The sequence below is a fragment of the Auritidibacter sp. NML100628 genome, assembly GCF_003185985.1.
Lineage (GTDB): Bacteria > Actinomycetota > Actinomycetes > Actinomycetales > Micrococcaceae > Auritidibacter > Auritidibacter ignavus.
Genome location: NZ_QHLP01000002.1, coordinates 155,629 through 169,823 on the forward strand (window position 1 = coordinate 155,629; position 14,195 = coordinate 169,823).

A 14,195-nucleotide genomic window follows, 5' to 3' on the forward strand; every position below is an offset into this window, starting at 1 on the left:
CTACACAAACCAATCTGTTGACATTGAGGTTGATTGATGAGTACTAAACCCACTGATGGTTACACCGCTTTTGTCCAAAACCCGCTCGGCAAGAAAGTCACCGGTGCCCTGGGGTTGCCCCAGCCCACACCGCTGAAACGCTATGCCCCAGGTCAGCCCGTCGTTGACGGCCCAGCACTGATCATTGGCACGTCCCCGGTGGCTGAGGCCACCGCCAGCTACCTGTTCCACCTCGGTGCCGATGTCCGTCGCGACCGTGGCCTGAAGACGAGGTTCGCCGGCATCATTGTCGCTGTCGATGATGTAGATGATCTCTCCCAGCTCTCCGAACCGATCCTCGAGCTCGGTGCCAGTCTGCGCCAGCTGGATAAAAACGGTCGCGTGATCATCATCGGTCGGGATCCACAGGCAGCCCCGATCGCCGGTGATCCCCAACAGCTCGGTGTTCGCCAGGCAATCACCGGCATCACCCGCTCGGTGGCCCACGAAATGCGTTACGGCTCCACCGCCAATGGCATTCTCATCTGCGATGATGTGGTTGCCGATGCGCCCTCGGTGATGGGCGCGATCTCCTTTTTCCTCTCGACCCGCTCGGCCTATGTCTCCGGGCAGTTCTTGACCGTCACCTCCGACGCCGGAGCGCTACCGGCTGACGCCGATCAGCCCCTGGCCGGCAAGACGATTGTGGTCACCGGAGCTGCCCGCGGTATCGGGGCCGCCATCGCCGAGGTGCTGGCCCGGGACGGGGCCAAGGTCGTCGGTGTGGACGTGCCGGCCGCCGGTGAAGCGCTGGCACAGACCATCAACCGGGTCGAAGGCCTCGCCTTGCAGTTGGATATCACCGCCGAGGACGCCGGAGAGCAAATCCTGAGATTCGTCTCCGAGCGCATCGGTCGCCTGGATGGCATCGTGCACAACGCCGGGATTACCCGCGATAAGTTACTGGCCAATATGGACGCTTCGCGCTGGGATTCGGTGCTGGCCGTCAACGTGCAGGCTCCGTTGCGCATCAACGACCAACTGTTGGCCGCTCGCGATACCGGCGACCCCGCAGTGGCCGACAACCTCCACATCGTCTCACTGGCGTCCACCTCCGGTATAGCCGGTAACCGTGGCCAGACCAACTACGCGGCCTCCAAGGCCGGGATCATCGGGTTCACCCAGGCTTATGCCGACCGGCTGGCTACCAACGGCGGCAGCATTAATGCGGTCGCTCCCGGTTTCATCGAGACCGACATGACCGCAAAAATGCCGACGCTCACCCGTGAGGTCGGTCGTCGCGTCAACTCCTTGAGCCAGGGTGGCCTGCCGGTGGATGTGGCCGAAGCGATCGGCTTCCTCCTTTCCGATCAGTCAGCCGGCATCAACGGGCGCACCCTGCGCGTGTGCGGTCAAGCAGTGATGGGGGCCTAACCGATGACCACACCACCTCTCCTGCACGACGTCACACCACCGACACACTGGAAACATCAGGAACAACTTCCCAGCCTCGGGGCACTGTATGGCAAGGTGGCAGCCGGAACGGTCGGGGCCACCCTGTCGTCACTGATTGGCAAGATCACCCCGGGAACCTCGGCGACGGGCAAGGGCTCCGGCTCGTTGCCCACCGCCGGGTGGAAAGTCACCGGCCAGGCGGTCTCCCGCCAGCAAGTCGATGACTACATTCAGCTCTTTGGGGCCACCGGGGCTATCGGTCACGACACGGTTCCGTCGTTGGCCTTACACATTGCCACGTTCCCGTTGTCCATGGGAATGATGGCCTCCAAGAACTTCCCGCTACCACTGCTGGGCCTGGTGCATCTAGACCACACAGTAGATCATCTGCATCCGGTGGCGATCGATCAGCCGTTGATCGTGACCACCTGGGCGGATTCTCTGGGGGCACACCAACGAGGAACGACCGTGGCGATCTGGGTGCAGATCCACGATGAGGCGAACCCGCGGAAACTGCTCTGGCAGGGCCGGGCCACCTATTTATCCCGAGGATTTTTCCTCGCCGGCCGGCCCGAAGCGGAAACCGGCTCCGAAGACAGTGACTCGACAGGCTCCGCGCACCGGGATTTCCAGCCACCGGTAGCCACCGCCTCCTGGAGGTTGCCGGCTGATACCGGTCGGAACTACGCCGGGGTGTCTGGAGACGTCAACCCGATTCATATGAATCATCTGACCGCCAAAGCACTGGGGATGCCCGGGATGATTGCCCACGGGATGTATCTGGCCGGACGCATGCTGGCCGGGCGTGAGCCCCAGGCACCGTTTTCGTGGCAGATCAGCTTCGCCAAACCGGTGACGCTACCGACCACGGTCGCGGTGGCCGTGGAGCACAACTCGGAAGAGGTTACCGAGTTCACCGGCTGGAACCCGATGAAGAAATTGCCGCATTTCTTCGGTCAGCTACGAACTGCATCACCCGTTGCGCCGAGGTCTGCCAGCTAAAGCCTTGGGCATGGGCAACCGCTGCGCGACCGTAGTTCTCCCAGACCTGTGGCTGGGCCAGCGCCTGTTTCAAGGCGGTGGCCCACGTATCTGGGTTGAGGTCCTCGAGAAGTTCTCCGGTGTGACCGTGGTCGACGACAGTGCTGAGCCCTCCGGCTCGGTGTGCCAGCACACCGGTGCCGCAGGCTTGGGCTTCGGCAGCAACGAGACCAAAGCTTTCGGTCACACTGGGCATAACCACCAGATCGGCGGTGCGCATCATGGCAGCCAGCTTGGTGGGTTCCACCGGCGGGATAAAGCGCACCACGTCGGAGACTCCCAACCGATCGGCGAGCTCGGGCAGGTGCTGTGCTACCGCCCCGGACGGTGCTCCAGTGAAGATCACGTCCAGTAGCCCGGTCTGTGGCGAGCGCTGCCGATCGAGGTCCGCTTGTACCTGTGCTAAGGCGTGGAGCAGAATCTGCGGGCCTTTATGAGGTTGGAAACGACCAGCGAAAAGGATGCGGAATCCGGACTCGGGGCTATCTTCAGCGGTGCTGGGCCACCATCGGGGGCCGTGTTCGGTGTAGATCCGGTGGTCCACCCCGGGGGTGATGATCTGGATCTTGTCCGGATCGGCCCCACAATAGGTGACCAGCTCTTCAGCTTCGGTGGCGGTATTGGCGGTCAATATATCAGCTGCGGCGACGATCTGAGTTTCACCGGCTTCGCGCGCCGAGGGCTCGGGGTGAGACCGTTGGCCGGAAGCGTCCTGCCAGGCGTGGGCTTCTCCGTGATTTTTCACCGCGGCGATGGTGTGCATGCAGTGGGCGTGGGTAATTCGGACCGCCTGGTGCTCATCGCGTAGCCGGGCGACGAGGCTCCGCCCAGCCAAGCCCGATAGCCAGTAGTGGCTATAGACCAGAATGTCTTCGTCGAACCCAGGCAGGTGGCTTACGGGCCCAGACAGGTGAGCGTGGACGGCTTGCGCAAATTCCTCAACGTATTCGGACAGGGCTTCTTTGGCGATGGGCTGGCGTGGACCTGCGGGGACGGAAATTTCTGCAACATCCTCGGTGCCCGGTAGTAGCCGCCCGGCGGGCAGGGCCCCGGCTTGCGGGTCGGTGACCGGTTCGGTCGCACGGGTGTAGATCACCACCCGGTGGCCGAGGGCGCGCAGTGCCCGGGCCATATTGGCCACGTAGACGTTCATCCCGCCAGCGTCGCCGGACCCAGGCTGCGCTAAGGCTGAGGTGTGCATACTCAGCATCACCACCAGGCAACGTGGCCCCTGAGCCAGCGAGGTTCCACGACTGCTGGTTGAGTGAGCACGATCAGCTTTAGTCATGATGGATGGCAGTGTTCATCACGCGGAAGAGCTCACGGTATTCCGGGGTGGTCTCCAGATCGTCGACCAGCACCGGGTCACCGTGCAGGTTGGTGAGTGGTTGGCACCAGTTGGGATACTGGTCCTGGGTGGTGCCGGGCTGATTCTGGATGCGTTGATCAGCCACGGCATCGACCAAGGCCACGGCATGGAGCCGAGAGGGTGCGCGAGCAATGAAGCGGTGCAGCGCCTGAATCACGGGAATAAGGGGAATTTCGTCGAGGTCGTGCACACGGGCCGAACTGGCCGTCAAGAGTCCGCGTTGGACCAGGGCCTTCAGGTAGCCGCGTATATCACGGAGGAAGGTGGCTCGCTCGGCCTCGGCAGAGGTGGTTAGCAACTGGAGTTCTTCCCGTAAATCCAGGTGGACTCCGCGCAGGTAGCCGGCGGTGGGTGGCAAATCGTGGGTGTTGACAGTGGCTAGGCACAACCGGCGGTACTCGGAGGGATCGTGGGGGATGCCGTCATCTTGTTCAAACCAGACAATACTGGTGCCCAGAATCTTTCGGGAGGACAGTTCGGTAACCACCGAATCGTCGACGGTCCCCAGGTCTTCTCCGACGATCAGCACTCCGGCGCGTTGGGCCTCGAGTGCAAGAATGCCGAGCATGGCGCGGGAGTCGTAACGAACGTAGGCCCCATGGTTCGGCGTGGTGCCTTCGGGGACCCACCACAGGCGGAACTGGCCCAGAATATGGTCGATACGCACCGCACCGACCCCGGCAAAGACACTACGAAGCATCTGCCGGTAGGCCCGGTATCCGGTGGCACCGAGGGTCCGAGGGTTCCAGGGGTGCTGGGACCAGTCTTGTCCGAGCTGGTTGTACATGTCCGGGGGAGCACCTACCGAGAATGGCTCCACCAGCGCGTCCGGATGCATCCAAGCATCGGCGGTATACCGGTCAGCTCCCACTGCGAGATCCACCATGACCCCGGTGCGCATCCCGGCCTGTAGCCCGCGCTTGTGGGCTACCCGGAGCTGGGTGGTGCATAGGAACTGAAGCCAGGCGAAGAACAGCAGTCGTGAGGAATCGATCTGAGGGTGATGGTTCAGATCGTGGTCGAGCAACGACCGGCATGCTGGCAGGTCGCTCAGCTGAATCTGGTCGTCTCGTCCGTCTTCGCGCAAGACACACCAGGCAGCGAAATTGCGCAACTGAGCACCACGATCCTGGCAGAAATCATGGAAGGCCCCGGCCGTGATGGCCTTGGTCGTGAGTTCTTCTTCGAACCGGGTGAAGATCAGGCGCAACGCCTGAATTTTGGCCCGGTAGCTTGCGGTACGGTCCAGCCGGTCTGCGGTGTTGTTCGTGGCCTTCAACGGGCTAGCCAGCTGGGCAATCCGGTTTTGATCATCCACCGAGAGGCCCTGGTATTCGGCCACATCTTCTACCCGGAGATACAGCGGGTTGAGGAAACTTCGCGTCACCGGCGAATACGGTGAGTCAAGAAGTGGCGGTACCGGCTCTGAGGCGTGCAGCGGGTTGGTGAGCACAAAATCGGCGCCTTCTAAGGCTGCCAGTTCCATGATCCGGGCCAGGTCGGCAAAATCACCAATACCCCAAGAGTCGCTGGAGCGCACCGAGTATAGCTGAACGGTCACGCCCCAACCGCGACGGTTGTCGTATCTTGCGGTGGCCGAAATCGTGGAAGGCACCACGATGACTGAGAGATCGACCACATCTGAAGCCGGCGCAGTCAGTCTCAGCTGGTAATCACCGACCGGAAGCCCGGCCGGAAAAATCAGTCGCGGGGCGGTTTCGGAACAGTCTGTTGAGACCCGCTGAGGCGCATGCTGTATCTCAGGGAGCAACTCCTGTGTGGACCACTCGGTTGCGATGGTCTCATGGCCTCCGAGCACATCAACGGGCTGGAATGATTCAACCACCCAGTCGCCAGTTTCAAACGGCAAGGACAGCTCTCGGCCCTGGTCGCTATCGACGATGACCGTGGTCGTGAAGGGTTGTTCAGTCGGTCGAGATTTTGCCTCATCGATGGCTTGACGTAGATCGAGTGCGCTGAGGTCGGCGAACTCCTGCGCTTGATCGGGCAGGGGTGCGGCGAAAAACTGGAGTATCTGCACCACGGTGTCGAGGTCCACGCTGGCGTCGTCCCCGTTTTGGGCTGTGAAATGCGTTTGCACCCCGTAGTATTCGGCTAGCTCCGTCAGCAACCGTTCGCGCAACGGCTGATGTGTAGGTTGACGTGCAGGCATCTGGCTTCTCCGTGCTCAAGACTCAGCGGGACTTCACCCTTTAGTGTCTCACTTTTCTTCGCCCTGGCTGAACCTTTGTCGATACCCCGACATCCTCAACATGCCTACTCGAGATGATGAGTCGTGCTTCACCCAGCATAGGTCTCAGTGAAGTGTTGATGGACGGAGGAGCTAAACCATTGTGATAGTTGCACTTTCTATATACAGTGTCCTATTGTCATCAACTTCTGACGAAAACAGCACTGAAGACTATCAGGGCTTTCGTTCGACCAGGGGTTCTCGTCACTCCGTCCGATTCACCGACCTCTTGCGGGCCATTCGTGGCACCCACACACTGCGCTTAATGATTGGCTTCCGACCTCGTTTCCAACTCATCTCGTGGGAGACCGTCAACACACTCACGAGCGGATCCACGAGACCAAAACGGTGGTCTATGGTGGCCAGTCAACGCGATGGTATCGCCTGAGGTGCGCGGTATGGTCCACCGGTCGAGGGTTGGCGATTGGGCGGTACAACACCGCGGAGGATTACCATGACTCAACCCGAAAACCAGCAGCCCCAACCACCACATGATCGCTCACAGCCACAAGCACCAACCGCCCACTGAACTGCACACCAAGTAGCACCAGGACCAACCAGACAGTCTGCTCAGCAACAAGCTCCTGGACAGGAGCTCGGCGCCACGAAATCCTGGGTTCCCGTGGTGCTGGCCGTTCTCACCGGGGTGGGCACACTATCGCTTTTCATGCCATTAGCACAGGTTTCGTATTCTGGCGGAATTTTTTCATTCTCGGAGCCCTTGTCGGCGTCCGTCTCGGCCTTGGAGGAGGATGCTGAAACCCTCGGCTGGGTTCACCTGCTCCTGTTCCTGGTCACCCTGGCGTTCAGTTTGCTGGCTTTAGGCAAATCAGCTCGTGGCTTTCAGTTCACCACCGCGCTGTTGGCGGCCCTGGTCGGTGCCTTCCACATCATCTACATGCTGTACTGGATCAACGAAGAAGCCGGGTATGACTACACCGTTTTCTTCTTCGAAGACGGCGGGATGGCCGGAATCGGTATGTGGCTGTTGTTGCTGGCATCCTTGGGTATGGTGATCTTTTCCATCATGCTTTTGGTGCAGCTACTCGGTCGGAAGCGCACTGTATAAGCACCGCTTAAACGTCAATGAGCCCCGGAATGTCACGGCTCAAAACAGTTCGAGCCTGGGAGCAAATGCTCTCAGGCTCGAACTGTTTTCCATCCGTGCGCGGAGGGGGACTTGAACCCCCACGACCGATAAAGGTCACAGCGACCTCAACGCTGCGCGTCTACCAATTCCGCCACCCGCGCGGGTGAAGTAATGTCCCACCATGAACGGTTTAGACCGGCATCGGGGAGTGGCAACCTGTACATCTTAGCACGAGAAAAAACGTTCTGCGGTAACAGTGCTATAGCGCGTATCGTCTCACCGCGAATCTGTGACCAATTTAGCCCCTCCCGTTAGAGTGGGATACATGACAGCTTCACCGGAGTCGCACATTCCAGAACCCGGTCTGCTCAGCCAGCGGGTCGCGCAGATCACCTCGGATTTGATTCGCATTGACACCACGAATTTCGGGGGTAATAACTGTCGCGGAGAACGCGAAGCAGCCGAGTACTGTGCCCACGTGATGTCGGATCTGGGCATGAATCCCGAAATCATCGAATCGGTACCCGACCGGTTTTCGGTCATCGGTCGCTTAGCCGGGTGGGACGCGGAGGCTCCAGCACTGATTCTGCACGGCCATCTCGACGTCGTCCCGGCTCAAGCTGAAGAGTGGTCCCGGGACCCGTTCAGCGGTGAGATTGACGAGGACGGCATGATCTGGGGCCGTGGTGCGGTGGATATGAAGGGCATGGATGCCATGATGCTCACCGCACTTGAATACCTGGTCCACAACGAGCTTCGTCCCCGTCGTGACATCATCTTATGCCTGTTCTCCGACGAAGAGGCCGGGGGAGTCTACGGAGCCCAGTGGATGGTGCAGAACCGTCCGGAGCTACTTACCGATGCCACCGAGGCCATTTCCGAGGTGGGCGGTTTTTCCGCGGAGATTGCCGGGCAACGGGCTTATCTGTTGCAAACCGGCGAGAAAGGCATCGCCTGGCTGAATCTCACCGCCACCGCCTCACCGGGGCACGGATCCTCGGTGCACCCCGATAATGCCGTCACCCGACTGGCCGGAGCCATGGACCGCATTGGCCACCACACCTGGCCACTAAATTACACCAAAACCACGCGGGATTTGATGGAGCAGGTCTCAGAGATGATGGGGGTCGATTTTGACGAGACCGATCCCTCCCCGCAGTTGGAAGCTTTGGGTTCTGCGGCAAAATTCGTCGGTTCTACCTTGCGCAATTCCGCCAATCCCACAGGCATGACAGCCGGATATAAACACAACGTCATTCCCGGGACAGCACGAGGCACAGTCGATGCTCGCGTGTTACCGGGTGAAGACGACAAGGTCATGGAACAGCTTCGTGAACTGGCCGGTGACGGCATCGAGTTCGACTATGAACACAAGGTCTCGTCCTTAGAGGTGCCCTTCTCTGGCGATCTCATTGAGCTGATGGTCGCAGCCATTGAAGCCGAAGACCCCGGCGCTCGTGTGTTGCCCTTTATGATGTCTGGTGGCACTGACAATAACCACCTGTCCCAGCTCGGCATCACCGGGTATGGTTTCATGCCTCTGAAACTTCCGGCTGATCTGGACTTCACGGCCCTTTTCCACGGCATCGATGAACGTATTCCGGTGGATTCCTTGGACTTCGGAGTACGCACTCTGGTGCGCGTGCTGGAACCCGGACACGATGAAAGGAATCGGTGAGACTGTTGACGCAGATCACCTCAGAGCATTCAGCAAAGATCAGCAGAGTTCTCACCCCTGAACTCTTAGAAACACTGCGGGCTCGCGCCGTCGAGCACGATGAAAACAACACGTTCCCACACGACGATCTTCAGGACTTAGCCGAGACCGGCTATTTGCGCGCCCAAACCCCGGTGGAATTGGGCGGGCTTGGGTGGGACTTCGCCGTGATCACCGAGGCCCAGCGGCTGCTAGCCACCGCTTCTCCGGCGACCGCGTTGGCGGTCAATATGCACCAGATCATCAACGCCGTCGCCTCGGTCTTCGCCATCCACGGAGATGACTCGCTGAGGTTTATTCACCGTGGCTCTGCCAATGGTGAGATATACGCATTTGGTATCTCCGAGGCTGGTAATGACGCCGTGCTGTTCGACTCCAGCACCGAAGCCGTGGCGAACCCCGACGGCTCGGTGACGTTGACCGGAACCAAGATCTTCACCAGCCTCTCACCGGCCTGGACGCACCTGCTGACCTTCGGGAAAACGCCCGACGGATCGCAACTGATCTTCGGCGTCCTGGATCGTAGCGCTGAGGGAATCAGCGCCGATGATTCCAGCTGGGACATGCTCGGCATGCGCGCTACCTTCTCACTGGTCACCCGCTTGGAGCAGGCCACAATCTCAGCAGAAAAAGTCATTCGTCGCTTACCGGTAGGCCCCAACCAAGATCTGCTGGTCTTCGGTATTTTCTCGACTTTTTTGACGCTACTGTCTGCGGTCTACACCGGGATCGGGGACCGGGCGGCGGAACTGGCCCAGCAGGCTTTGGCTCTTCGGACCTCCACAGTTCAGGGCATCACCTTGGATCAGGATCCGGTGTTGCGGTATCACGCCGGTGAAGCAGCGCTGCGGCAACTCACCCAGAACGCGCAACTGCGCTACCTGTCCGAAGCAATCCGAGACAACAAAGACTTCGGCCCGGAGTGGTTCCCACGACTGGTGGCCAATAAGACTCACGCGGTGCGCACCGCAAAAGAACAGGTGGATTACGCGTTTCAGATATCGGGTGGGGCCAGCTTCAACCGCCACACCGAGATTTCACGGCTTTATCGTGACGTGATTGCCGGATTCTTCCACCCCTCCAACGACGCGTCGGCGCACAACACGTTGGCCACCTGGGCGCTCGGTCCGCTTGACCAGTAGCCACGGACCGGGATCCCCCAGTCAGCCCGTCTAGAGGGTGGACGCGACTTTATAGATCTTCCGACGCATCCAGAAACGGCGCGCCCCACCGCGGTAGATCAAGGACCGTTTCAGTTCCCATTTACCGTACTCGGCGTGCTCGACCAGCCGGCGACGAGCCTCTGGGAGGGAGTCATTCGGGGCAACTGTCAAAACCAGGTATTCCCAGCGGTCCTGGCGAGTCAGACTATCGACGGTTGAGACCACGGGATCTTCGCGCACAGAGCCTTCTCCTTGACGTTGTGGTGGGACCTGCACGCGTGTGGGGTGCAGGCATCCTCAGCTGGAGTCCAGACTAGCCGATCAAGGACACTCCAGGCAGGTGGGCGTAATACCGTATTGCTTACCGTGAAAGAAAATCGGACACAGATGCCGAATAAAGGTGTACCACGCCACGATTTCCAGCTAGCGTATCTACTATGAGTAGCGATCCACGCGTAGAGCTCCAGTCGTTAGTATCCGCCCTGCAGGAGCACATGATGGCGGCGTTGAATAAGGACGATTCGGACACGACCACGTTGGAGTCTGCCGAAGACGCCCTGGTTGAGGCATTTGAGAACTACGAGGACGCCCTCTACAACGTCACCGGCGAGGTCACCCCTCTCGACATTTTCGAAGATGACGACATCGACGACGATGACGACGACTTTGACGATGATGACTACGACGAGGACGACGAGGACGAGGATTACTAGGCTGGCCCATCTGGTCTGATCGTCTTTCTGAACGTATATCGCTGGCCTGGGCGGATGAACCCTGTTCGACCACCACATTTTTCGACTCACCCGACCCGTGTCTAAGGTTCTCAGAGAACTGACGTAGAATCGTCCGGCGTGAGTTGGATTGAGGCAATCATTCTCGGGCTAATCCAAGGCCTGACAGAATTTATTCCGATATCGTCGTCGGCGCACCTGCGTATCGCCGGAGAGTTCTTGCCCCGGGCCGAAGATCCCGGAGCTGCATTTACTGCGATCACCCAGATCGGTACGGAACTGGCCGTGCTGATTTTTTTCTGGCGAGATATCGTCAACATCATCAGCAAATGGTTCCAGGCTTTAGCGCGTAAAGTACCTCAATCCGATCCCGACGTGCGCATGGGCTGGCTGATCATTGTCGGTTCCATCCCCATTGGAGTGCTGGGATTGCTGTTAGAAGACTGGATTGATACCAGCTTCCGTTCGCTATGGATCGTGGCAACCATGCTCATCGTCTTCGGTGTGTTGCTGGCTGTCGCCGATACGTTAGGTCGCCAGGTCAAACCGCTGGAGAAACTCACCTGGCGTGACGGTATTCTCTACGGTTTCGCCCAAGCGCTGGCGTTAATACCGGGCGTCTCGCGTTCTGGTGGCACGATTACTATGGGGCTGGCGCTGGGCTACACACGCCAAGCAGCCACCCGCTACGCCTTCCTGCTGGCGGTGCCGGCCGTGTTCGCCTCAGGTTTTTATAAGCTCTTTGGCGCCCTGACTGACCCCGCCGAAGCCCAAGGAGCCTTCGGGTTAGGTGAGACCTTCGTGGCCACCGTCGTGTCTTTCGTTGTTGGGTATGCCGTCATTGCCTGGCTGATGCGGTTCATCTCGCAGAACTCGTATAAGCCCTTTGTGTGGTATCGCATTGCGCTGGGTACGGTGCTGTTCGTTCTGCTGGGCTTTGATGTCATCTCGGCCTAATCAACATGACCAGATCAGCACCGTCGATTAGAGTCAAGACGGTACCAACGACGTTGTGAGATGACGTCGGCCATCACTGACAACACCGCTTTCAGGAGGGTCCGTGGAATCCTGGTCTGCCACACAACCACCGTCGCTTCCACCGCAATCAGCTCGCCTCGAGCTCTTCGATTCCGCAACCCGGTCCCTGCAGGATGCGACGGTCACCGGCGATCAGGCCTCCCTATACGTCTGCGGTATTACGCCCTACGACGCCACGCACCTCGGCCACGCCAACACCTACGTAGCCTTTGATCTGTTGAACCGGTTTTGGCGTAGCGCTGGCAAGTCCGTGGTCTACACCCAAAACGTCACCGACGTCGATGACCCGCTATTTGAACGCGCCCAATCCACCAACGTGGACTGGCAGCAACTCGCTGAAGACCAGACCAATCTGTTCCGCTCAGATATGGCCCAGCTGAACGTATTGCCACCGGACTACTACCTCAGTGTTTCCGAGACGGTGGACTGGGTCATTGAGATCGTCACCCAGCTCTACGAGCTCGGTATCGCCTATCCGGTGCCCGGAGACAACGGTGACCCCGACGGCGACCTCTATTTTTCTATTGAGGCTGCCGAAGCTGCCTGCAACTGGCGCTTGGGTAGCGTGTCCGGGATGAGTCTGGCGGAGATGCAGGAGGTCTTTCCCGAACGTGGGGGAGACCCGCAACGTCCCGGCAAGAAGAATCCGCTGGACCCGCTGGTATGGAAGGCCGCCCGCGAAGGGGAACCCTCCTGGGATGCGGCCGTCATCGGTCGAGGTCGTCCCGGCTGGCATATTGAGTGCTCAATGATTGCCCGCAAGACCCTCCCGGCCCCTTTCGACGTGCAAGCTGGAGGCTCCGATCTGCGGTTCCCGCACCATGAATTCTCTGCTGCCCACGCCACCGCCGTGGATCACACGCCGATGGCCCGGTTATATGTGCATGCCGGGATGGTCGGTCTCGACGGGGAGAAGATGTCGAAGTCCTTGGGCAACTTGGTGTTAGTCTCCCAACTGACTGCCGACGGCCACGAGCCGGCAGCGATTCGGGCGCTCTTACTCAACCACCACTACCGCACCGACTGGTCATTTACCACCCGAGAGCTCACCGACAGCGCCGATCGGATCGCTGGTTGGCGCCGAGCCCTGGCCGGTGAAGCAACACAGGATGGGGCCGAGTTGCTCTCTGCCATACACCAAGCCCTCAGCCATGACCTGGATGCTCCCACGGCACTGCGGGCCGTGGATGTCTGGGCAGAAAGCGCCCGCGCACGAGGACCGCAACCCTCGGCTCACGCCCCAACCGAGGCACGCCCCGGTGTGGCGGAGGTTGTGGAGGCGGTATTGGGGATCCAGCTGATTACTGCTGATCATCCCGTCGACGCAGAAACCGCTCAAATTCCCGGGCAATAGATTCACCCGAGGCCTCGGGCAGTTCTTCGGTGTCCTGGGCTTTTTCTAACCGGCGAATGTAATCGGAAACTTCCTGATCCTCCTCGGCCAGCTCATCAACGCCACGCTCCCAGGCCTCAGCGTCTTCGGTCAGCGAGCCCACCTCAACCCGCATGCCCAGTAGCTCCTCGAGCCGGGTCACCAGACCCAGCTTCGCCTTCGGGGAGGGCGCCTGGGAGACATAGTGGGGAACGACGCTCCAGACCGAGAGCACCGTAAAACCATCACGGGCGGCTTCCTCGGCGATCACTCCGGTAATGCCGGTCGGGCCTTCATAGTGGGGGCTGAGCACATCCTCTAAACCGGCCCGTACCGCCGACTGGGTCGAGAACAAGGTCGCGGTCAGCGGCCTGGAGTGTGGCACGTCAGAAAGATACGAACCGACCATCACCACCGCGTCGAGGTCGAGGTCTTCGGCTACTTCCACGATCTCGGACACAAAGGCCCGCCACCGCAGTGACGGCTCGACGCCAAGCATAAAATACAGATCCGGCTGGTCTTCGGTGGTGGTTCCGGCAGCAGAATGCAGAATCCGGGTCTGTGGCCAGTTGATCTGCCCCAGGGAGTTCTCCGCACGAGTGACCACCGGGCGAGTCATCTGAAAATCGTAATAGTCGTCATCGTTGACCTGCCGGTACTGCTCGGCATGGGCCTGGGTGGCGAGTTCTTCCACCGCGTCGGTGGCCGCCTCACCGGCATCGTTCCACCCCTCAAAGGCCGCAACCATAATCCGCAACGGTCCCGGGGAACGGTACGTGGGCTGTTCTGCACGGTAGTGCAGGTAGTCCGGCAGAGACCGCACCGGTTCCCGATCATCCGGCTCGGCCTCGGCTGGCCGATCCATGGATTCTTCAAAACTCACGCTCGTTTCACCTCGGTCAACGCAATAGAGACTATTGATCCACCTTACCCACTACCGCTGGAGACATCCGGGAAATCTCCTCACGTTCATTATTGGATAAGTGCCG

Annotated in this window: 12 protein-coding genes and 1 tRNA gene; 8 read left to right on the forward strand and 5 right to left on the reverse strand. The window is 59.9% G+C overall.

All coding sequences use genetic code 11. The annotated features are described in order from the left end of the window. The first annotated feature begins 36 nt into the window (after positions 1–36). Positions 37–1,413, forward strand: coding sequence for a 3-oxoacyl-ACP reductase (locus DCC24_RS02470; RefSeq protein WP_110098329.1), 1,377 nt, complete (start codon positions 37–39; stop codon positions 1,411–1,413). 3 nt (positions 1,414–1,416) lie between these two features. Beyond that, on the forward strand, positions 1,417–2,436 hold the full coding sequence (locus DCC24_RS02475; RefSeq protein ID WP_110098330.1) for a MaoC/PaaZ C-terminal domain-containing protein: 1,020 nt from the start codon (positions 1,417–1,419) through the stop codon (positions 2,434–2,436). Here DCC24_RS02475 and DCC24_RS02480 read toward each other — a convergent pair. Both DCC24_RS02480 and malQ read right to left on the reverse strand, forming a co-directional pair. Then, a complete protein-coding gene (locus DCC24_RS02480) occupies positions 2,348–3,763 on the reverse strand; it encodes a glycosyltransferase (protein WP_110098331.1) in 1,416 nt (471 codons plus the stop codon). The two genes, DCC24_RS02475 and DCC24_RS02480, sit on opposite strands and share 89 nt — an antisense overlap. Further along, complete coding sequence (gene malQ / locus DCC24_RS02485; RefSeq protein ID WP_110098332.1) at positions 3,756–6,017, reverse strand: 4-alpha-glucanotransferase; 2,262 nt, start codon at positions 6,015–6,017, stop codon at positions 3,756–3,758. The genes DCC24_RS02480 and malQ overlap by 8 nt, the downstream gene beginning before the upstream one ends. 745 nt (positions 6,018–6,762) lie before the next feature. Between malQ and DCC24_RS02490 the strand changes: the two genes are divergently transcribed. Next, entirely contained in the window at positions 6,763–7,164 is a 402-nt protein-coding gene (locus DCC24_RS02490) for a hypothetical protein (protein ID WP_146206256.1), read from the forward strand. A gap of 96 nt (positions 7,165–7,260) precedes the next feature. On the opposite strand, the gene DCC24_RS02495 is transcribed toward DCC24_RS02490, so the two are convergent. Continuing rightward, a tRNA-Leu gene (locus tag DCC24_RS02495) sits at positions 7,261–7,346 on the reverse strand. A 164-nt stretch (positions 7,347–7,510) separates the two neighbouring features. Here DCC24_RS02495 and DCC24_RS02500 point away from each other — a divergent pair. Together DCC24_RS02500 and DCC24_RS02505 are read left to right on the forward strand one after the other, a co-directional pair. Continuing rightward, on the forward strand, positions 7,511–8,863 hold the full coding sequence (locus tag DCC24_RS02500; RefSeq protein ID WP_110098334.1) for a M20/M25/M40 family metallo-hydrolase: 1,353 nt from the start codon (positions 7,511–7,513) through the stop codon (positions 8,861–8,863). Then, positions 8,860–10,044 carry an acyl-CoA dehydrogenase family protein gene (locus tag DCC24_RS02505; RefSeq protein WP_369859753.1) on the forward strand — a complete coding sequence of 395 codons (1,185 nt, stop codon included), beginning with the start codon at positions 8,860–8,862 and terminating at the stop codon, positions 10,042–10,044. The genes DCC24_RS02500 and DCC24_RS02505 overlap by 4 nt, the downstream gene beginning before the upstream one ends. Before the next feature lie 30 nt (positions 10,045–10,074). Here the strand turns inward: DCC24_RS02505 and DCC24_RS02510 are convergent, their stop codons facing one another. Next, positions 10,075–10,305 carry a DUF5703 family protein gene (locus DCC24_RS02510; protein ID WP_110098335.1) on the reverse strand — a complete coding sequence of 77 codons (231 nt, stop codon included), beginning with the start codon at positions 10,303–10,305 and terminating at the stop codon, positions 10,075–10,077. Positions 10,306–10,502: 197 nt separating this feature from the next. Here DCC24_RS02510 and DCC24_RS02515 point away from each other — a divergent pair, with 197 nt between their 5' ends. The 3 genes from DCC24_RS02515 (at position 10,503) to mshC (ending at position 13,188) form a co-directional block, all read left to right on the forward strand. Next, on the forward strand, positions 10,503–10,778 hold the full coding sequence (locus DCC24_RS02515; RefSeq protein ID WP_110098336.1) for a hypothetical protein: 276 nt from the start codon (positions 10,503–10,505) through the stop codon (positions 10,776–10,778). Positions 10,779–10,916: 138 nt separating this feature from the next. Beyond that, positions 10,917–11,753, forward strand: coding sequence for an undecaprenyl-diphosphate phosphatase (locus tag DCC24_RS02520; RefSeq protein WP_110098337.1), 837 nt, complete (start codon positions 10,917–10,919; stop codon positions 11,751–11,753). Between the two features lie 103 nt (positions 11,754–11,856). Then, the gene (gene mshC / locus DCC24_RS02525) at positions 11,857–13,188 is read left to right on the forward strand and encodes a cysteine--1-D-myo-inosityl 2-amino-2-deoxy-alpha-D-glucopyranoside ligase (protein ID WP_110098338.1); all 1,332 of its coding nucleotides are present in this window, start codon (positions 11,857–11,859) and stop codon (positions 13,186–13,188) included. Here mshC and DCC24_RS02530 read toward each other — a convergent pair. Continuing rightward, a complete protein-coding gene (locus tag DCC24_RS02530) occupies positions 13,136–14,089 on the reverse strand; it encodes a proteasome assembly chaperone family protein (RefSeq protein WP_233491947.1) in 954 nt (317 codons plus the stop codon). The genes mshC and DCC24_RS02530 overlap by 53 nt on opposite strands. Positions 14,090–14,195 lie beyond the last annotated feature (106 nt).

Coding starts and splice junctions, on each gene's coding strand:
- DCC24_RS02470 (WP_110098329.1), top strand. CDS start 37: ATGAGTACTAAACCCACTGATGGTTACACCGCTTTTGTCCAAAACCCG.
- DCC24_RS02475 (WP_110098330.1), top strand. CDS start 1,417: ATGACCACACCACCTCTCCTGCACGACGTCACACCACCGACACACTGG.
- DCC24_RS02480 (WP_110098331.1), bottom strand. CDS start 3,763: ATGACTAAAGCTGATCGTGCTCACTCAACCAGCAGTCGTGGAACCTCG.
- malQ (WP_110098332.1), bottom strand. CDS start 6,017: ATGCCTGCACGTCAACCTACACATCAGCCGTTGCGCGAACGGTTGCTG.
- DCC24_RS02490 (WP_146206256.1), top strand. CDS start 6,763: ATGCCATTAGCACAGGTTTCGTATTCTGGCGGAATTTTTTCATTCTCG.
- DCC24_RS02500 (WP_110098334.1), top strand. CDS start 7,511: ATGACAGCTTCACCGGAGTCGCACATTCCAGAACCCGGTCTGCTCAGC.
- DCC24_RS02515 (WP_110098336.1), top strand. CDS start 10,503: ATGAGTAGCGATCCACGCGTAGAGCTCCAGTCGTTAGTATCCGCCCTG.